Annotated in this window: 17 protein-coding genes and 1 tRNA gene; 11 read left to right on the top strand and 7 right to left on the bottom strand. The window is 69.9% G+C overall.

What is annotated here, in order from left to right; all coding sequences use genetic code 11:
- The 6 genes from LBN7_RS15115 to LBN7_RS15140 form a co-directional block, all read right to left on the bottom strand.
- Nucleotides 1–843, bottom strand: a complete 843-nt coding sequence (locus LBN7_RS15115; RefSeq protein ID WP_341944835.1) for a DUF1295 domain-containing protein — start codon at nucleotides 841–843, stop codon at nucleotides 1–3.
- A gap of 38 nt (nucleotides 844–881) precedes the next feature.
- Nucleotides 882–1,643 (bottom strand): HAD-IIB family hydrolase, encoded by a 762-nt coding sequence (locus LBN7_RS15120; protein WP_341944836.1) that lies wholly within the window; start codon nucleotides 1,641–1,643, stop codon nucleotides 882–884.
- Nucleotides 1,640–2,116, bottom strand: a complete 477-nt coding sequence (locus tag LBN7_RS15125; RefSeq protein ID WP_341944837.1) for a VanZ family protein — start codon at nucleotides 2,114–2,116, stop codon at nucleotides 1,640–1,642. Before LBN7_RS15125 ends, LBN7_RS15120 begins: the two co-directional genes overlap by 4 nt.
- Nucleotides 2,117–2,182: 66 nt before the next feature.
- Nucleotides 2,183–2,259: transfer RNA gene (locus LBN7_RS15130), tRNA-Pro, on the bottom strand.
- Between the two features lie 56 nt (nucleotides 2,260–2,315).
- Nucleotides 2,316–3,257, bottom strand: coding sequence for a metallophosphoesterase (locus tag LBN7_RS15135; protein WP_341944838.1), 942 nt, complete (start codon nucleotides 3,255–3,257; stop codon nucleotides 2,316–2,318).
- Complete coding sequence (locus LBN7_RS15140) at nucleotides 3,248–5,794, bottom strand: transglycosylase domain-containing protein (RefSeq protein WP_243408931.1); 2,547 nt, start codon at nucleotides 5,792–5,794, stop codon at nucleotides 3,248–3,250. Before LBN7_RS15140 ends, LBN7_RS15135 begins: the two co-directional genes overlap by 10 nt.
- A 139-nt stretch (nucleotides 5,795–5,933) precedes the next feature.
- Here LBN7_RS15140 and LBN7_RS15145 point away from each other — a divergent pair, with 139 nt between their 5' ends.
- Together LBN7_RS15145 and LBN7_RS15150 are read left to right on the top strand one after the other, a co-directional pair.
- Entirely contained in the window at nucleotides 5,934–6,158 is a 225-nt protein-coding gene (locus tag LBN7_RS15145; protein ID WP_116635780.1) for a hypothetical protein, read from the top strand.
- Nucleotides 6,155–6,613: a RidA family protein gene (locus LBN7_RS15150; protein ID WP_407360115.1), complete on the top strand. Its 459-nt coding sequence runs from the start codon at nucleotides 6,155–6,157 to the stop codon at nucleotides 6,611–6,613. Before LBN7_RS15145 ends, LBN7_RS15150 begins: the two co-directional genes overlap by 4 nt.
- A 54-nt stretch (nucleotides 6,614–6,667) precedes the next feature.
- Here LBN7_RS15150 and acs read toward each other — a convergent pair whose 3' ends face one another.
- Nucleotides 6,668–8,635, bottom strand: coding sequence for an acetate--CoA ligase (acs, locus tag LBN7_RS15155; RefSeq protein ID WP_116635782.1), 1,968 nt, complete (start codon nucleotides 8,633–8,635; stop codon nucleotides 6,668–6,670).
- Nucleotides 8,636–9,041: 406 nt separating this feature from the next.
- Here acs and LBN7_RS15160 point away from each other — a divergent pair, with 406 nt between their 5' ends.
- The 9 genes from LBN7_RS15160 (at nucleotide 9,042) to LBN7_RS15200 (ending at nucleotide 18,258) form a co-directional block, all read left to right on the top strand.
- The gene (locus tag LBN7_RS15160) at nucleotides 9,042–10,052 is read left to right on the top strand and encodes a TadA family conjugal transfer-associated ATPase (RefSeq protein ID WP_407360116.1); all 1,011 of its coding nucleotides are present in this window, start codon (nucleotides 9,042–9,044) and stop codon (nucleotides 10,050–10,052) included.
- Complete coding sequence (locus tag LBN7_RS15165; protein ID WP_407360117.1) at nucleotides 10,046–10,948, top strand: type II secretion system F family protein; 903 nt, start codon at nucleotides 10,046–10,048, stop codon at nucleotides 10,946–10,948. The genes LBN7_RS15160 and LBN7_RS15165 overlap by 7 nt, the downstream gene beginning before the upstream one ends.
- 38 nt (nucleotides 10,949–10,986) lie before the next feature.
- On the top strand, nucleotides 10,987–11,184 hold the full coding sequence (locus LBN7_RS15170) for a DUF4244 domain-containing protein (protein WP_341944843.1): 198 nt from the start codon (nucleotides 10,987–10,989) through the stop codon (nucleotides 11,182–11,184).
- Nucleotides 11,181–11,540, top strand: a complete 360-nt coding sequence (locus LBN7_RS15175; RefSeq protein ID WP_407360118.1) for a TadE family type IV pilus minor pilin — start codon at nucleotides 11,181–11,183, stop codon at nucleotides 11,538–11,540. The genes LBN7_RS15170 and LBN7_RS15175 overlap by 4 nt, the downstream gene beginning before the upstream one ends.
- A complete protein-coding gene (locus tag LBN7_RS15180) occupies nucleotides 11,540–11,869 on the top strand; it encodes a helicase (protein WP_116635786.1) in 330 nt (109 codons plus the stop codon). The genes LBN7_RS15175 and LBN7_RS15180 overlap by 1 nt, the downstream gene beginning before the upstream one ends.
- Before the next feature lie 77 nt (nucleotides 11,870–11,946).
- Nucleotides 11,947–14,841: a type I DNA topoisomerase gene (gene topA, locus LBN7_RS15185; protein ID WP_407360119.1), complete on the top strand. Its 2,895-nt coding sequence runs from the start codon at nucleotides 11,947–11,949 to the stop codon at nucleotides 14,839–14,841.
- Nucleotides 14,838–15,473, top strand: a complete 636-nt coding sequence (gene tmk / locus LBN7_RS15190; RefSeq protein ID WP_341944845.1) for a dTMP kinase — start codon at nucleotides 14,838–14,840, stop codon at nucleotides 15,471–15,473. The genes topA and tmk overlap by 4 nt, the downstream gene beginning before the upstream one ends.
- A gap of 74 nt (nucleotides 15,474–15,547) precedes the next feature.
- Nucleotides 15,548–16,705: a DNA polymerase III subunit delta' gene (locus tag LBN7_RS15195; protein WP_116635789.1), complete on the top strand. Its 1,158-nt coding sequence runs from the start codon at nucleotides 15,548–15,550 to the stop codon at nucleotides 16,703–16,705.
- Nucleotides 16,702–18,258, top strand: a complete 1,557-nt coding sequence (locus LBN7_RS15200; RefSeq protein WP_407360120.1) for an alpha/beta hydrolase — start codon at nucleotides 16,702–16,704, stop codon at nucleotides 18,256–18,258. The genes LBN7_RS15195 and LBN7_RS15200 overlap by 4 nt, the downstream gene beginning before the upstream one ends.
- Nucleotides 18,259–18,289 lie beyond the last annotated feature (31 nt).

Genomic DNA, 18,289 nt, shown 5'->3' on the forward strand with positions numbered 1-18,289 from the left:
TCAGGCCGAGGTGACGGCGGCGCGGGCGCGTGGCGGCCAGGGCACGAGCATCGAGGTGGTGCGCCGGTACTCCGCATAGGCGGGATACTTGCCCGCTGTGATGGACTCGGTGAAGATCGTCGATCCGATGAACAGCACGGTGAGCAGGGCGGGACCGATGATGGTCGGGTTCAGCGCTCCGCCCAGGATGCCGGCGCCCCCGGCCACCGCGGCCGTCGCGCCGATGGCGTAGAACGCCCACCACTGCGCCTGCTCGAAGAAGAAGTTCGGGTGGCGGCTGTAGCGGAACAGGCCGTCGGTCGCGAAGCCGGGAGCGAGCGTGCCGCCGGCATTCTTCTTGCGCTGGTGGAAGCGCCACTGCTGCTGGTCGGCGACGGTCTCACCCACGAGGAACCCCAGGAACGCGGCCACGAAGAGCGCGTCCCACCCGGTGAGGCCGGAGGGGTTCTGCGCGGCGACGGCGGCGGGGAGCGTGATCAGCACCAGCAGCGTCATCTGGTAGCCGATGATGAACAGCACGTTGAAGACCTGGAACTGCCACGGCTTCATCCGCTTCCGCAGGATGGCCCACCGGTAGTCCTCCATGCCCGTGTACCCGCCCTTGCGGGCGAAGTTGAAGGTCAGACGTACGCCCCACAGGGTGGCGAGCACCCCCATCAGCACCACGCGCGCCGAGCCGTCGCCCGCGGCGAAGGCCCCGCCGACGAAGATCCACACGTACACGACCGGAACGATCGACCAGGCGCGATCCACCCAGGACGTGTCACGGGTGATCAGCGAGAGCGCCCAGCAGGCGAGACCGGCGATCGCGGCGACGATGATGACGATCAGCAGGGCATCCATGACGCCATGCTAGATCCCCGTCGCGGATCGGCGGCGATTCAGAGCGTCGGGAGGAGCGCGTCGAGCCGGTCGGCGGTGTCTTCCCAGCCCTCGACCGACACGGACGGCACGCCGATCGCGAGCACCGGGTAGTCGTTGCCGCCCTCGTCGAGGCGGTCGCCGTAGAAGAGCATGGCGGACAGGGGGATGCCGGTGTGCTCGGCGAGCCGCCGCATGCCGAACGCCTTGTCGATGCCCGCCTGCGTGATGTCGATCGAGGTCGACCCGCCGGAGCGCACCTCGAGCCCGGGCAGCCGTGCGCTGACGGCGTCACGCAGCAGGGCGCGCTTGGAGCCCGTCGGGTCCCACGCGTGCTTCGCCGCGCGCGGGGCGCGCTGGCCGAGGGCCGAGAAGGTGATCTGCGAACCTCGGTCCTCGAGGATCTCGCCCCAGGGCTCTGTCTCCCACAGCCCGAGGCGTTCGGCCTCCTCGCGGAGCGCGGTCAGCGCGGCGGTCTTCTCGGCGTCGCTGAGGTCGTGCGCGTACACGGGAGTGAAGTCGGTGCCGTCGTGCCGAAGGTACCGCGTGCCGCAGGTCGGCAGCAGGTGCAGGCGCGCGAGGTCGGCGGCATCCGCGTCGCCGAGCCGGGCGATCACCTGCGTGCGGAACTGCGCCTCGTTGCCGCCCGAGATGATCGCGACATCGACGGAGCGCAGCAGCGCCCGGAGGAGGTCGGCGATGCGCTGGTCGATCAGGCCCTTCGACGGAGCGAGCGTGTCGTCGAGGTCGAAGGCGACGAGTGCGGGAGCGGGAGCGGTCATGATGCCTCCAGCGTAGGAGATGGCTGCGGAGCGAAGCGCGGCGCGAACGCGAGTGTGCACAGCACAGCGAACGCGACGCCGGCGGTCGCTCCGGAGGAGTTGGCGATCACGTCGGTCAGGGTCGCCGCGCGGTGCGGCAGCGCGACACGCTGAGCCGCCTCGATCGAGAGCGACAGCAGCGGGCCGACCAGCAGTGACAGCAGCCACACCCGGCGGGGGAGCAGCACGAAGGCGAGCACCCCGACCGGGAGGAAGACGAGGATGTTGGCGATGACTTCGAGGCGCGTGAAGTCGAGGGCGGTCCACCCCAGCTGCTGGATCGTCGAGAGCACGAGATCCAGCAGATTCGGCATCGTCTGCTCGACCCGCGACGGCGTCAGCGTCAGCAGGGCGAGGCCGGCAAGGAAGGGGATGCCGAGGGCCAGAGCCCATGCGCGGGTGTGACGGCGCGGCGGGGGAAGCAGAGAGCCCATGAGTCCCTTCCGTGCGCTGTCTCCGTACAGAGAAGGCCGCCCCTGAGGGCGGCCTTCCGGTGTCACTGGTCGGGGTGACAGGATTTGAACCTGCGACCTCTTCGTCCCGAACGAAGCGCGCTACCAAGCTGCGCCACACCCCGTTTGCAACCCTCCGAGTCTACAGGGAAATGTCCCGTGCGCCGAATCGTGAGCGCGATCACGTCCGAGCGGTCAGGGTGAGCAGCGTGGCCTCCGGGCGGCAGGCGAAACGGACCGGTGCATAGATCGAGTGGCCGCAGCCGGCGCTGACGTTCAGGGGGACCGTGCGGTCGCCGTGGGACCAGGTGCTGAGTCCCTTGGCCTGCTTCAGCGGGATGTCGCAGTTCGCCACCAGCGCGCCGTAGCCGGGCAGGCACACCTGGCCGCCGTGCGTGTGGCCCCCGAAGATCGCGTCCGCGCCGAGGCCGGTGAAGCCGTTGAGGATCCGCTGGTACGGAGCATGGGTGACGCCGAGCCGCGTGATGCCGGCATCCGCTGCGCCGAGGTCGCCGATCGCGGCGGGCAGCAGATCGAGCCGATCCCAGTCGCGGTGCGCGTCGTTCACGCCGAAGAAGTCGACCGTGTTGCCGGCGACGGTCAGCCGCGCGGCCGCGTTATCGAGATCGGTCCAGCCGAGCTCGTCGGTGAAGTACCGATCCAGCGCCTCGGTGTCGAGGGTCTCGGGTTCGTGCTGCTTCTTCGACGGGCCGAGGAAGTACCGCAGCGGATTGCGCGGAGACGGGCCGACGACATCGTTCGAGCCGTGCACGAACACCCCGGGGATGCCGGCGAACGGATCGAACGCGCGGCGGATGCCCACGAGTCCGTCGCGGTGCCCGAGGTTGTCGCCGGTGTTGACGACGAGGTCGGGCTTCAGCTGCGCGAGCGACGCCAGCCAGTCCTGCTTGCGATGCTGCCAGGGCGCCATGTGCGCATCCGAGATGTGCAGGACGCGGATGGGCGTCGAGCCGGGGGAGAGCGCGGGTGCCGTCTCCTCACGAAGCGTGAAGAGATAGCGCTCGATGCCGATGCCCCACACCGCCGCCGCGACACCCGCGGCCCCCACCGCGCCGAGCGCGATGAGGGCCGGGTGTGCGGATCGGCCGGAGGCTACTGGCACGTCACGCCGACGGTGGTGGCCTTGCTGGCCGCGGCTCCCGGGGCGGGATCCGACCCGGTCACGGCGGCCGTCGGAGGATTGCAGGAGGCGTCGAAGCTGATCTTCGTGAAGCCCGCCGCGATCAGTGCGGCCTGAGCCTGCGCCTTCGACATCCCCACCAGGTTCGCGGGCACGGTCGTTCCGGAGCCGTTGCTGGTCGCGACTGTGATCGTCGCACCGGCCGGAGCCTGGCCGTTCGGATCCTGGGCCGCGACGAGACCGGCGGCGAGGTTGCTGTCGATCTCTCCACCCTGCGAGAACTGGAAGCCGGCGCCCTCGAGGGTCGCCTTCGCGGCATCCACGGTCATGCCCACCACGCTGGGCACGTCCGTCAGAACGACCTTGGTGAGGTTGCGGTCGGGCTGCGGGAAGTCGTCACCGCCGTAGGCCGCGTTCGCGGCGGCCTGCGCCACCTCGGCCAGCGGGTAGCGCAGATCGTTGAGCTGCCAGTCGCCGTACCACTCGCGGTAGATGTTGTCCTGACCCTGGGTGCGGCCGACCCACGCGGCGGTCGCGACCTTGGTGCTGGCCTCGATCATCATCGTGCCGTATTCGTTGTGCGTGCCCGTCTTTCCGATCAGCGGCGTGCCGTCGCCCGGGTTGGCCCGGCTTCCGGTGCCGCCCGAGTTCATGACGCCCTGGAGGGCATAGGCGGCGGTCGCCGCGACCTCGGGGCTGATGACGCCGGCGGTGCACGATGATGCCGGGAGCTCGCGGTCCTTGCCGTCGGCGCCGATGACGCGATCGATCGCGCGGGGGGTGCACAGCGTGCCGCCGCTCGCGACCGTCGCGTAGGCGTTGGCCATGGCCAGCGGCGAGATGTTCTTCGAGCCGAGCACGTCGAAGGGGACGTTGCTGTCGGTGGTCTTCTCGCCCGTGGCGACCGTGACGCCCATGCGGTCGGCGACCTTGTTGATGTCGCAGAGGTCGAGCTTGGACGCCATCGCGAAGAAACCGCTGTTCAGCGACTGCGCCGTGAAGTTCATCACGGTCCCGGTGTAGCCGGCCGCGCTGTTGAAGTTCCCGATCTCGCGGGTGTTGGCGGTCATGGTGCCGCCGCCGCAGGCCGCCGCGGTGAACTTCATGTTCGTCTGCAGGCTGCCGTCGACCCGCTCGTTGACGGAGTGCCCCTTCTCGAGCCAGTCGATCAGGGTGAAGAGCTTGTATGTCGACCCGACGGGGAACCCGACCGAGTCGCCGTTCTTCTTGTCGCCGGCGAACACCAGCGAGGTGTAGTCCGGACTGTCGGTGATCGTCTCGCTGAACAGCGTGTTCTGCGTCATCGAAAGGATGCGGCCGGTGCCGACCTCGATCGAGGTGCCCGTCGCACCGAAGTACGCGCCGTAGCTCGTCGGGACGATGTCGGCCATCGTCTGGGCGGCCGGCTCCTGGATGCGGAAGTCCAGCGACGTGAAGATCTTGAGGCCACCGCGGCGGAGCAGATCACGACGATCCTGCAGGGTCTCGCCGAACGACGGGTCCGTCTCGATGATCGACTTCACGTACTGGCAGAAGTACGCGTTGCGTCCGGCCGACGCGCAGCCCTGCGTCGGCGGGTTGAGCAGCGGCTCGATGGCGGAGGCATCCGCCTCGTCGTACTGCGCCTGCGTGATCTTGCCGTCGGTGAGCATGCGGCCGAGCACGTAGTGACGCCGGTCCTTGGTCAGCGAGTACCCGTCTTCGGCTCCGTTGACCGCGGTGCCGTCGTCGTTCGTCGACGTGCCCTCCGGCTGGTCGATGCGGAAGGTGTTCGGGTTCTGCACGATGCCGGCGAGCGTCGCCGCCTGCGCGACGGTGAGGTTCGCGGCGGTCGTGGAGAAGTAGTAGTTGGCTGCGGATTCGATGCCGTAGACCGTGCCGCCGAAGTTGGCGATGTTGAGGTAGCCGAGAAGGATGTCGTTCTTCGAGAAGTCCTTCTCGATCTGGATCGCGTAGCGCATCTCCTGGAGCTTGCGCTCGATGCCCTTGCTGCCGACCGCGTTCGTCGCGTCGAGCCAGCACTGCTGCAGCTCTTCCGAGTACGTCTCGGAGGTCGTGTCGACCTCCTGCTCGCACTGCTGGATCAGCACGTTCTTGACGAACTGCTGGCTGATCGTCGAGGCGCCGCGACTCGACGTGCCGCGCACGTTGTCGACCAGGGCCTTGACGGTGGCGCCGACGTTCACGCCGCCGTGGCTGTAGAAGTTCTTGTCCTCGCTCGAGAGGATCGCGTCGTACAGTGCCGGGGCGACCTGCTCATAGGTGACCGGGACGCGGTTCTGCTCGTAGAACGAGGCGAGCTCGACCGGGGTGCCGTCGGGAGCCGTCGCGTAGATGGTCGACTGCTCCATCGGAGTACCCGGGTTGAGGTTCTCGGGGAGCTGGTCGAACAGGGTCAGAGCCTGGGTGCCGGCGACTCCGGTCATGGCGAGGACCGGGGTGACGCTCGCCGTGACCAGCAGACCGGCGACGGCGCTCAGACCGACGAGCCCGACGAGACCGCCGAGCACGCCTCTCACCGTTCGATTCTTCTTTTGGGGCATACGCTTGATCGTAGGGGAGTTCCCTGAATACCGCCTTTGACGAGCCTGCACCCTCGAACCGCCGGGTTTCGAGCCTGCCACCACGGGGTGCGGCGCCCGAATCGACAGGAGTGCCATGACCACGTGGGAATACCTGACCACGCCGCTGCTGATCCACAACACGGCTGCGATCCTCAACAACTGGGGCAAGCAGGGCTGGGAGCTGGTCCAGGTCGTACAGGGTCCGGAGGGCGGTCTGGTCGCCTACCTGAAGCGTCCCGTGACGTCCGACGCCTCGGCGAACGCCGGCCTCGCGGCCGCGGCTGAAGCCGCTCGCCAGTTCGAGGGAGGCGCGGCATGACCGTCTCCGCACGCCTCGCCGAGCTCGGCATCAAGCTGCCGGCCGTCGCCGCTCCCGTCGCGGCATACGTGCCCGCCGTCGTCCACGACGGCCTCGTCTACACCTCCGGTCAGCTGCCGTTCACCGCGGGCGCCCTCCCCGCGACGGGCAAGCTCGGCGCAGAGGTCACGGCTGAGGACGCCAAGGGCTACGCCCGCACCTGCGCGCTGAACGCGCTCGCCGCGGCAGCGGATGCCGCGGGCGGCGTCGACCGCATCGCCGGCGTGCTGCGGGTCGGCGGCTTCGTGGCATCCGTCCCGGAGTTCTCCGGGCAGCCGGGCGTCATCAACGGAGCCAGTGAGGTCCTCGGCGAGATCTTCGGCGACGCCGGGCGGCACGCGCGCGCCGCCGTCGGTGTGCCGGTGCTCCCGCTCGACAGCCCGGTCGAGGTCGAGGTCACGTTCATCCTCGCCTGACACGTCGACAGGCTCAGCGACCGGTGGGTCCCTGAGCCTGTCGAAGGGCGCCGGCTACTTGACCTGCGCCGAGATGATGCTCATGACCGCCGTGTCGGCCAGTGTCGTGGTGTCGCCGACCTCGCGTCCCTCCGCGACATCGCGCAGCAGACGGCGCATGATCTTCCCCGAGCGCGTCTTCGGCAGCTCGCCGACGATGTACACGTCGCGAGGACGCGCGATCGCGCCGATCTGCTCGCCGACCCAGAGCCGCAGCAGCTGGGCGAGTCCCGCGGGGTCGTGCGCGGCGAGGTAGCTCTCCTTGATGATCACGAAGGCGACCACCGCCTGGCCCGTGGTCTCATCCGAGGCGCCGACGACCGCCGCCTCGGCCGTGGCCTCGTGCGCCACCAGCGAGGACTCGATCTCGGCGGTCGACAGGCGGTGACCCGACACGTTCATGACGTCGTCCACGCGTCCGAGCAGCCAGAGGTCGCCGTCCTCGTCGAGGCGCGCGCCGTCGCCGGCGAAGTAGTACCCCTGCTCCTCGAACTTCTCCCAGTACGTCTCGCGGAAGCGCTCCGGGTCGCCCCAGATGCCGCGCAGCATGCTGGGCCACGGCTCGGTGACGACGAGGAGTCCGCCGCTGCCGTTGCCGACCTCGACGCCCTTCTCGTCGACCACGTCGATCGTGATGCCGGGCAGCGGCACCTGCGCGGAGCCGGGCTTGGTCGCGGTGACCCCGGGGAGGGCCGAGACCATGATCGCGCCGGTCTCGGTCTGCCACCAGGTGTCGACGATCGGCGCCTTGTTCGCGCCGATGACCTCGCGGTACCACATCCACGCCTCGGGGTTGATCGGCTCGCCCACCGAGCCCAGCAGGCGGAGCGACGAGAGGTCGAACTTCGCGGGGATGCTGCGTCCGATCTTCATGAACGAACGGATCGCGGTCGGTGCGGTGTAGAAGATCGAGACCTTGTACTTCTCGATGATCTCCCACCAACGGCCGGGGTGCGGAGCATCCGGCGTGCCCTCGTACAGCACCTGCGTGGCGCCGTTGGCGAGCGGACCGTAGGCGACGTACGAGTGCCCGGTCACCCAGCCGATGTCGGCCGTGCACCAGTACACGTCCGTCTCCGGGTGGAGGTCGAACACGTACTTGTGCGAGTACGCCGCCTGGGTGAGGTAGCCGCCGGACGTGTGCAGGATCCCCTTCGGCTTCCCCGTGGTGCCGGAGGTGTAGAGGATGAAGAGCGGGTTCTCGGCGGGGAAGGCCTCGGCCGTGTGATCGGCGGATGCCGTGGGCACGGCGTCGTGCCACCAGACATCGCGACCCTCCACCCAGTCGACGTCGTTTCCGCCGCGCTGGACGACGAGCACGTGCTCGACCGTCTGCTGCTCGCCCTCTCCGCGGTCGCCGAGCGCCTGGTCGACGGCCGGCTTCAGCGCGGACACCTTGCCCTTGCGGTAGCCGCCGTCGGCCGTGATGACGACCTTCGCGCCCGCGTCGTCGATGCGTGCGCGGAGGCTGTCGGCGCTGAATCCGCCGAAGACCACGGAGTGGATGGCACCCAGTCGGGCCACGGCGAGCATGGAGGCGATGGCCTCGGGGATCATCGGCAGGTAGATCGCCACGCGGTCGCCCTGGCCGACGCCGAAGCCCGCCAGCACGTTGGCCGTGCGCTTGACCTCATCGGTGAGCTCGGCGTACGTGATGCTGCGGCTGTCGCCGGGCTCGCCCTCCCAGTGCAGCGCGATCCGGTCGCCGTTGCCCTCCTCGACGTGGCGGTCGAGGCAGTTGTACGCGACGTTGAGCTCGCCGTCGTCGAACCACTTCGCGAACGGCGGGTTGGTCCAGTCGAGAACCTGCGTGAAAGGCGTGTGCCAGTGCAGGAGGTCGCGGGACTGCTCGCCCCAGAAGGCCTCGCGATCCGCGGACGCGCGCTCGTAGAGCTCGGGCGACGACACGGACTGGGCGACGAATTCCTCCGACGGCGGGAACTTCCGGGTCTCGTCGAGAAGGTGGTCGATCTGGCTGCTCATCAGCAGGCGCTCCTTTGCGGCATCACGGGTCATGCGGGCACGGCGTGACTCTGCCACCGCCGTGTCAGGGCGAATCTATCCCCGGCGCCCGAGCGCGCATACTGCCGAAAGTCGGTAGTGGAGCGGGTTTTGTCAGGACGGTCGCCTTGCGTACACTCGACGTCAGCCGAATTCTCATTCGTGCCTTGGTGCGCCCGATTCCCCCGATCGTGGCCCACCGTGGGCGGCATCTCATTCCCCCCGTGAGATGCCGCCCATTTCCGTTGGGAGCGCTCTCGCTCTCAACTGGTGCTGCGCCATCTCCCGGTTCTGCACGGGAACACCGATGCCGGGGCTTCTGCACAGCACACGGCGTCGGCCGCTGTGCGGCGGTCGCCGTGACCGAGGCTCGGCATAGCTTCGCGTCATGGCCGATTCCTTCGTCATCCAGCCGCGAGGCGGAACGCGCTCAGCGCTCGCCGCAGCCGGCGCCCCCGAGCGACTGCGTGTGGACCCGGCCTTCGGACCGCTCGCCGAGCACTGCGTCGATGACACCGTCACCGACGTCTTCGTCAACGGAGCGGACGGATTGTTCATCGACCGGGGGAGCGGCGCCGAGCCCGTGCCCACCTGGAGGGCGTCGGAGTGCGAGGTCCGCGACCTGGCGGTAGCGCTCGTCGGGCTCGGAGGTCGGCACCTCGACGATCAGGCGCCGTGCGTCGATGTGCGCCTCGACTCCGGCATCCGCGTCCACGCCGTGCTGGCGCCGGTGTCGACGACGGGGACCGCGCTGTCCATCCGGATTCCTCGTGTGCGCGCCGCCGACCTCGATGCACTCGCGGCGCTCGGATCCTTCGACGCCCGCCAGCAGAGCTGGCTCACGACGCTGGTCGCCGAGCGGGCGAACATCCTCATCACGGGCGGCACCGGCACGGGCAAGACGACCCTGCTCTCGGCGCTGCTGTCCGAGGTCTCCGCCGCCGAGCGCATCGTCACGATCGAAGACGTCGCGGAGCTCCGCCCTCGCCACCCTCATCACGTCGCGCTCGAGGCGCGTCAGGCCAACCTCGAGGGCGCGGGCGGGATCAGTCTCGCCCGGCTGGTGCGGGAGTCGCTGCGCATGCGGCCCGATCGCCTCGTGGTCGGGGAGTGTCGCGGTGAGGAGGTGCGGGAGCTGCTCACCGCCCTGAACACCGGGCACGACGGCGGCGCGGGCACCTTGCACGCGAGCGGTCTGCGCGACGTGCCGGCGCGCCTCGAGGCGCTCGGGGCCCTCGCCGGGATGGATGCCACGGCGCTCGCCCGGCAGGCCGTCAGCGCCTTCACGATTGTGCTGCACCTCGAGCGCGCGCCCGACGGCACCCGGCGCATCGCCCAGGCGGGACGGCTCGTCCTGGACCGAGAGCGACTCGGCATCGAGGAGGTCCGGCCGTGGTGATCCGGTTCGGCCGACCGGCCGTGATCGAACCCGATGCGGCGGATGCGGCGACCTCGGTGCAGACCCTCGCCGTGCTGCTCCAGGCGGGTGCCGTGCCGCTCGTCGCCTGGCGACACCTCGCCGAGACGGGCGATCGACATGCCGCGTCCGTCGTGGACCGCGTGGCGTCCGGGATTCCCCTGCTCGACGCGATCGAGGCCGAGGGTGGCGCGTGGGCCGATCTGGCCGCCGCGTGGGAGATCGCGACGACCGTCGGCGCGCCGCTGGCCGAGGTGCTCCGCATGATCGCCGAGACGCTGCGTGACGCGGCCTCCGCGGCCGACGACGTGCGCATCGCGCTGGCGGAGCCCGCGGGAACCGCGCGCCTCCTGCTGTGGATGCCGTTCGGCGGACTGCTGCTGGGCTTCGCCCTCGGCTTCGACACGCTGGGCGTGATCATCGCCAACCCGCTCGGCGCCGCGTGTGTGGTGGCGGGGCTGCTGTTGGTGGTGGCCGCGCGGCAGTGGACGCGGAGCCTGCTGAAGAAGGCGCGTCCTGCTCCGGGCACCCCGGGTATGAGGGCCGAGCTGGTCGCCGTCGCGCTCGCCGGCGGTGCCTCCATCGACCGGGCGCTTCGGCTCGTCGCGGAGAGTGCGGTCTCCGGAGCCGGAGAAGAGGAGCGCGTGAGGACCGTGCTCGACCTCTCCCGCGCGGCAGGCGTTCCGGCGGGCGAACTGCTCCGAGCAGCCGCGGCCCAGGACCGGCATTCCGCTCGAGTGCAGGGCCGCCTGCGCGCGGCGAAGCTCTCGACGCGCCTGCTCATCCCGCTCGGCGTCTGCACGCTGCCGGCATTCCTGCTGCTGGGCGTGGCACCGCTGCTGCTCAGCGTGCTCGCCTCGACCCCGCTTCCGCTGTGAACGACAGCGGAAGACATCACAGAGAAAGAAGGAACACCATGAACGCCCTTCCCACGCTGGATCGCCGCCGCGCGGCACGTCTCTTCGGCGACGACACCGGAGCAGCCACAGCCGAGTACGCGATCACGACCATGGCCGCCGTGGCCTTCGCCGGACTGCTCGTCGTCATCATGAGGTCGGACGAGGTGCGCGGCATCCTCACCGACCTCGTGCGCCGAGCGCTCACGGTGGCGTGAGCGTGCTCTCCGCGGCAGCGCGCCTCGGCGGGGAGCGCGGCTCGGTGGCCGCCGAGCTCGCGCTCGCGCTCCCGGCTGTGCTCCTCGCTCTCCTCCTGGGCGCCGGCGCCCTCGGGGCGGCATCCCGTCAGGTCGCTCTGCAGGATGCCGCCGCCGATGCCGCTCGTCTCCTCGGGCGCGGCGAGGGGGCCGGTGCGGCGGAGGGGATCGTGGGCCGCGCTGTCCCGGGAGCGGGGATCTCGTCATCCCGCTCCGGCGACCTCGTGTGCGTCACCGCATCGATCGACGTGTCGCTCGGCGCCGTCATCCGTCTCCCGTTGCAGGCATCGAGCTGCGCGCTCGACGGCGGCCGCTGATGGCCGGCACGGCGCTCGCGGCGGGCCTCCTGACCGTCGCGGCGGCGCTCTCCCTGGGGCTCGCCGCCGTCGGCGGGGCGGCTGTGACGGCTCAGCGCGCCGCCGGGGCAGCCGACGCCGCCGCGCTCGCCGCCGCCGATGCCGCCAGCGGTGCGGTGCCGTCGGCCGACGGCCCCTGCGCACTCGCGGCGCGGGTGGCGGGAGCCTCCGGAGCGACCCTCACCGGCTGCACCGTGCAGGGCTTCGTGGCGACTGTGCAGGTGCAGGCGGCGTACGCTGGTCTGGCTGCCGTCTCCCGCGCCCGTGCCGGGCCACCCGAGGGTCACTGACGGCCGCGCGACCTCACTCACTGTGAACGACCCCACACAGTGGTGTGTATGGTGTGCTTCGAAGAAAGGACGCCCCCTTGGCTGAAGGCAAGAAGCTCGTCATCGTCGAGTCCCCGACGAAGATGCGGTCTATTCAGGGATACCTCGGCGACGGCTATGAGGTGCTCAGCTCCGTCGGCCACATCCGCGACCTCGCTGACAAGAAGGACATCCCGGCCGCCGACAAGGAGGCGTACGGGAAGTACTCGATCGACATCGAGAACGGCTTCGACCCGTACTACGTCGTGTCCGATCGGAAGACCAAGACGGTCGCCGAGCTCAAGCGCGCGCTCAAGACCGCCGACGAGCTCCTGCTCGCCACTGATGAGGACCGCGAGGGCGAGGCGATCGCCTGGCACCTGCTCGAGACTCTGAAGCCCAAGGTTCCCGTCAAACGCATGGTCTTCCACGAGATCACCAAGGACGCGATCCAGGCGGCTGTGGGAAACACCCGCGAGCTCGACCACGACCTCGTCGACGCGCAGGAGACCCGCCGCATCCTCGACCGCCTCTACGGCTGGGACGTCTCGCCGGTGCTCTGGTACAAGGTCAAGACCGGCATCTCCGCCGGGCGCGTGCAGTCCGCCGCCACCCGCCTGATCGTCGACCGCGAACGCGAGCGCATGGCGTTCGTCTCGGCGGAGTACTGGGACGTCGATGCCGCCGCCGCAGCGACGGGGACGTCCTTCAAGATCCGCCTCGTCCGGGTCGACGGCGGGCAGCTCGCCCGCGGCACCGACTTCGACGACACCGGCAAGCTCAAGAAGGCCGTCGTCATCCTCGACGAGGCCACGGCCGCGTCGCTCGCCCAAGCCGTCGACGCCGTCGGTGCCGGCACCGTGACCAAGGTCGAGGCGAAGCCCGGAACCCGCAGCCCCTACGCGCCGTTCACGACCTCGACCATGCAGCAGGAAGCCGGCCGCAAGCTCTCGATGGGCGCGAAGCAGGCGATGGGCGTCGCCCAGCGTCTGTACGAAAAGGGCTACATCACCTATATGCGTACCGACTCCACGGCGCTGAGCACCCAGGCGGTGCAGGCGGCGCGGAGCCAGGCGGTCGCGCTCTACGGCGACGCCGCGGTGCCGCTGAAGCCGCGCGTCTACAAGTCGAAGAGCAAGAACGCGCAGGAGGCTCACGAGGCGATCCGTCCCTCGGGCGAGAACTTCCGCACGCCGGCATCCCTCTCCAGCGAGCTCGACCGCGACGAGCAGCGTCTCTACGACCTCATCTGGAAGCGCACCGTCGCCAGCCAGATGGCCGACGCGAAGTACGAGACGACGACCGTCACGATCGCCGTCGACACTTCCGCGGAGCTCAAGGGGCAGGGTGCCGCCCAGCTCGCCGAGTTCACGGCATCCGGCACCGTCTACACCTTCAAGGGCTTCCTCGAGGCCTATGAAGAGGGGCGCGACGAGAAGCGCGGGGATGCGGACGCGGCGGAGAACCAGTCCCTGCCCGCCGTCGCCGTCGGCGACGCGCTCGCCGTCTCGGATGCCGAGGCCAAGGGCCACCGCACCACGCCCAAGCCCCGCTACACCGAGGCCTCGCTCGTCAAGGTGCTCGAGGAGAAGGGCATCGGCCGCCCGTCGACCTTCGCCTCGATCCCCGAGACGATCCTCGACCGCGGCTACGCCGTCAAGCGCGGTCAGGCGCTCGTTCCCACCTGGCTCGCGTTCAGCGTGGTGCGTCTGCTCGAGGAGCACTTCGCCGCGCTCGTCGACTACGACTTCACTGCGGCGCTCGAAGACGATCTCGACACGATCGCGCGCGGCGAGCAGAACCGGGTGGAGTGGCTCAAGTCGTTCTACTTCGGATCCGAGAGCCGCACCGGCCTCCGCCAGGTCGTCGACAACCTCGGCGAGATCGACGCCCGTGCGCTGAACTCCACCCGCATCACCGACACGGCCACGCTCCGATTCGGCAAGTACGGTCCCTACCTCGAGGTCGCCGATCCGGAGAACCCCGATGCCAAGCCGCGCATCGTCAACGTGCCGGAGGACCTCGCGCCCGACGAGCTCACGCAGGCGAAGGCGCAGGAGCTCATCGATGCTCCCGTCGCCGGCGACCGCGTGCTGGGGGAGAACCCCGAGAACGGCAAGATCATCGTCGTCAAGGACGGTCGATTCGGTCCCTATGTGCAGGAGAACGACCCGGTGTCGGAGGATGCCGCGGTCGACGAGTCGACCGGCGAGGTCGTCGAGGCTCCCAAGCCCAAGCGGGGAGCCAAGAAGGAGACCGCCCCCAAGCCCCGCACCGGGTCGCTGTTCCGCTCGATGTCGGTCGACTCGATCGATCTCGAGACGGCCCTGCAGCTGCTGAACCTCCCGCGCGTCGTCGGCACCGATCCGGAGTCGGGTGAGGAGATCACGGCCCAGAACGGTCGGTTCGGTCCGTACCTGAAGAAGGGCACGGACTCGCGGTCGCTCGAGAGCGAATCGCAGATCTTCGATGTCACGCTCGAGCAGGCGCTCGAGATCTACGCGCAGCCGAAGTACGGCGCTCGACGCGCGTCCAGCGCGCTCGCCGAGTTCGACGCCGACCCGGTCAGCGGCAAGCCGATCCGCATCCGCGACGGTCGTTTCGGGGCGTACGTGACCGACAGCGAGACCAACGTCACGATCCCGCGCGGACAGAAGGTCGAGGACATCACGTTCGAGATCGCCGTGCAGATGCTCGCCGACAAGCGCGCGAAGGGGTCGGCTCCCAAACGCGGCGCCAAGAAGCCCGCAGCGAAGAAGGCTCCCGCGAAGAAGCCGGCGGCGAAGACCACGGCGGCGAAGACCGCGACGGCGAAGACCGCGGCCAAGAAGCCGGCCGCCAAGAAGCCGGCCGCCAAGAAGACGGATGCCGCGACCTCGGCCGCGCGCTCGGCCGCGGCGAAGAAGGCCGCCGCGACACGGGCCGCGAACGCCGCTGCGAAGGCGGGCTCGTGACCCCAGGCGGTGGTGTGTGGATCACGCTCGAAGGCGGCGACGGCTCGGGCAAGACCACGCAGTCGAATCTGCTCGCCTCCTGGTTGACGGATGCCGGGCGCACGGTCGTGCGTACCCGTGAACCCGGCGGGTCAGAGGTCGGTCAGCTGATCCGCGACATCGTGCTGCATCACCGCGGCGATATCGCGCCGCGTGCGGAGGCGCTGCTGTATGCGGCCGACCGGGCGCACCATGTCGCGACCGTGGTCCGGCCCGCCCTCGACCGCGGCGAGGTCGTGCTGCAGGACCGCTATCTCGACTCCTCGGTCGCGTATCAGGGTGCGGGACGCGTGCTCGACGCGACCGAGATCCGCGACCTGTCGCTCTGGGCCGCCGAGGGCGCGCTGCCCGATCTCACGATCCTGCTCGACCTTGACCCCGGCGCGGCGCGCGTGCGCCTCGATTCCGCGGACAAGCCCTTCGATCGGCTCGAGGCGGAGCAGGTCGACTTCCACGCGCGGGTCAGGGACGCCTACCTGGCGCTGGCCGCTGCCGAGCCCGAACGGTTCCTGGTGGTCGACGCCGCCGCATCCGCCGACGACATCGCCGGGCTGATCCGCGCCCGCGTCGACAGCCTGCTCGCCTCACGGTGAGCCGGCACCCGCGGTCGCGGGGGCCGCGCCGATGCCGTGCCGCGGGCGTCGGTGCTCCCGATTAGGCTGAGGTCATGCCCCAGACCGTCGCCGCCCCGTTCCCGTGGGCCGATGTGTGGGGGCAGGACGCAGCGGTCGAGACGCTCCGCGCCGCAGCATCCGATCCCGCAGCGCTCTCGCACGCCTGGCTGATCACCGGTCCACCCGGGTCCGGCCGTTCGACGCTCGCGCACGCCTTCGCCGCCGCGCTGGTCGCCGATCGTCCCGACGACGAGGCGGCGATGCGCCAGGTGCTCGCCGGCACGCATCCCGACGTCACGGCGCTGCGCACCGACAAGGTCATCATCACCATCGCCGAGGCGCGCGCGCTCGTCGAGCGCTCGTACTTCGCGCCCTCCGCCGGACGATACCGGGTGATCGTTGTCGAAGACGCCGATCGCATGGTCGAGCGCACCTCGAACGTGCTGCTGAAAGCGCTGGAGGAGCCCCCGGAGCAGACCGTCTGGATCCTGTGCGCCCCGAGCGAGGCCGACCTGCTGCCGACCATCCGCTCCCGGGTGCGGTCGCTGCGGCTCCGCGAGCCCGACGTGGCCGACGTCGCGCGTCTGATCAGCCTGCGGACCGGCGTCGACGGGGAGATCGCCGAGCAGGCCGCCCGGCATGCGCAACGCCACATCGGCATGGCGCAGCGGCTCGCGACCGATGAATCGGCTCGCCGTCGGCGCGACGAGACCCTGCGCTCCGTCCTCGGCGTGCGCGGTGTCGGCGACGCCGTCGAGGTGGCCGGTCGCATCATCCAGGCCGCCACCGAGGACGCGAAAGCGCTCACGGCCGAGCGCGATGCGACGGAGAGGGCCTCGATGCTCCGGACCGTGGGCATCGCCGAGGGGCAGCCCGTCCCGCCGGCTCTGCGCACGCAGCTCTCCGCTCTCGAGGACGACCAGAAGAAGCGCGCCACGCGCAGTCTGCGTGACGGCATCGACCGGGTGCTCACCGACCTCCAATCCCTGTTCCGCGACGTCGTCATGCTGCAGTTCGGCAGAGATGACGATCTGATCAACACCGAGCTGCGCGCCGAGCTGGCAGGCCTCGCATCCGCCTGGCCCGAGACACGTACTCTTGTCGTACTTGACCACCTTGCCGAGACGCGGCAGTCGCTGGAGCGCAACGTCGCCCCGCTGCTCGCCCTGGAGAGCTTGCTCGTGACGATCACGAGCGGGAGGAAACCGTGAACAACCGATCGACTTCCCGCTTCCGCCGCGCCGCCGCGATCGTCGCCGGCCTGGCAGCGGCATCCGTCGCCCTCTCCGGGTGCCTGTACGCCATGATCCCCGAGCAGGCGGCTCCGCGGCCCTCGTCGACGAACGCGCCCGACACCGAGGGCGTCTCCGCCGATCTGCTCCCGTTCTACTCGCAGACGCTCACGTGGACGACGTGCGGCACCGGCTTCGACTGCACAGACGTGACGGCGCCGCTCGACTGGGAGAACCCGAGCGCGGGGGAGATCACGCTCTCCGTGGTGCGCCACCAGGCCGAGGGCACCGCGATCGGCTCCCTGCTGACCAACCCGGGCGGGCCCGGTGCCAGCGGCGTCGAGCTCATCCAGGGCAGCCTCGACTTCGCGGTCGGAGCAGACCTCATCGAGAACTATGACGTGATCGGCTTCGATCCTCGCGGTGTCGGCGCTTCGACGGCCGTCACCTGCTACGACGCAGCGCAGATGGACGACTACCTCTACACGATCCCCGACGCCCCGCGCGGGACGCCCGAGTGGGAGGCCGAGCTGCTCGAGTCGCACAAGGCCTTCGCCGAGGCGTGCGACGCGAACAGCGGCGGCATCCTGCCCCACATCACCACGATCAACTCCGCTCGCGACATGGATCTGATCCGTGCGGTGCTCGGCGACAAGCAGTTGAACTACCTCGGCTACTCCTACGGCACCTTCCTCGGCGCCACCTACGCGAAGCTGTACCCCGAGAAGGCCGGTCGGCTCGTGCTCGACGGCGCGATCGACCCCGCGGTCCCGGGCCTCGAGGTCGGCGCGACCCAGGCCCTCGGCTTCGAATCGGCGCTGCGCGCCTACATGCAGAACTGCCTCGATTCCGGAAGCTGCCCGTTCAACGGCACGGTCGACGAGGCGATGGCCGATCTCGGAGCCCTGCTCGCGAGCGCCGACCGCACGCCGCTCAAGAACGGCGACGGACGCCTGATGGGCGCCGACTCGATGATGACCGCCATCATCGCGGCGCTCTACTCGGAAGACAGCTGGGGCTACCTCACCCAGGCGCTCGACGAGGCGCTGCAGGGCGACCCGACGACCGCCTTCCTGCTCGCCGACTTCTACAACGAGCGGGAGAACGGCGCCTACCTCAGCAACTCCTCCGAGGCGTTCCGTGCGTACAACTGCATGGACTACCCGGTCGAGGACGACCCCGATGCCGAGGCCGCGATCACGAAGAAGATCGCCGAGGGCGCTCCGACCATCGCCCCGTACTGGAACGGCCCCGACTCGTGCTCGGTCTGGCCCTACCCGCCCACGGGAACCCGCGGTGAGATCAAGGCCGAGGGCGCGGGGCCGATCCTCGTGATCGGCACCACGAACGATCCGGCGACGCCGTACGAGTGGTCCGAGTCGCTCGCGAACCAGCTGGAGGAGGGTGTCCTCATCACCCGTGTCGGCGAAGGCCACACCGGCTACAACAAGGGCAACGCCTGTGTCGACGACGCCGTGGAGGCATTCCTGCTCGACGACGTGGTGCCGGAGGACGGTCTGCGCTGCGAGTGATGCGGGCTCGATTCGCGACGAGCCGCGAGAC

The organism is Microbacterium sp. LBN7, from assembly GCF_045690345.1.
In the GTDB taxonomy this organism is placed as follows: domain Bacteria; phylum Actinomycetota; class Actinomycetes; order Actinomycetales; family Microbacteriaceae; genus Microbacterium.

What these genes read in the sequence shown, in the direction of transcription:
- LBN7_RS15115 (WP_341944835.1), bottom strand. Translation starts at nt 843, where the DNA reads ATGGATGCCCTGCTGATCGTCATCATCGTCGCCGCGATCGCCGGTCTC.
- LBN7_RS15120 (WP_341944836.1), bottom strand. Translation starts at nt 1,643, where the DNA reads ATGACCGCTCCCGCTCCCGCACTCGTCGCCTTCGACCTCGACGACACG.
- LBN7_RS15125 (WP_341944837.1), bottom strand. Translation starts at nt 2,116, where the DNA reads ATGGGCTCTCTGCTTCCCCCGCCGCGCCGTCACACCCGCGCATGGGCT.
- LBN7_RS15145 (WP_116635780.1), top strand. Translation starts at nt 5,934, where the DNA reads ATGACCACGTGGGAATACCTGACCACGCCGCTGCTGATCCACAACACG.
- LBN7_RS15150 (WP_407360115.1), top strand. Translation starts at nt 6,155, where the DNA reads ATGACCGTCTCCGCACGCCTCGCCGAGCTCGGCATCAAGCTGCCGGCC.
- acs (WP_116635782.1), bottom strand. Translation starts at nt 8,635, where the DNA reads ATGAGCAGCCAGATCGACCACCTTCTCGACGAGACCCGGAAGTTCCCG.
- LBN7_RS15160 (WP_407360116.1), top strand. Translation starts at nt 9,042, where the DNA reads ATGGCCGATTCCTTCGTCATCCAGCCGCGAGGCGGAACGCGCTCAGCG.
- LBN7_RS15170 (WP_341944843.1), top strand. Translation starts at nt 10,987, where the DNA reads ATGAACGCCCTTCCCACGCTGGATCGCCGCCGCGCGGCACGTCTCTTC.
- LBN7_RS15180 (WP_116635786.1), top strand. Translation starts at nt 11,540, where the DNA reads ATGGCCGGCACGGCGCTCGCGGCGGGCCTCCTGACCGTCGCGGCGGCG.
- LBN7_RS15195 (WP_116635789.1), top strand. Translation starts at nt 15,548, where the DNA reads ATGCCCCAGACCGTCGCCGCCCCGTTCCCGTGGGCCGATGTGTGGGGG.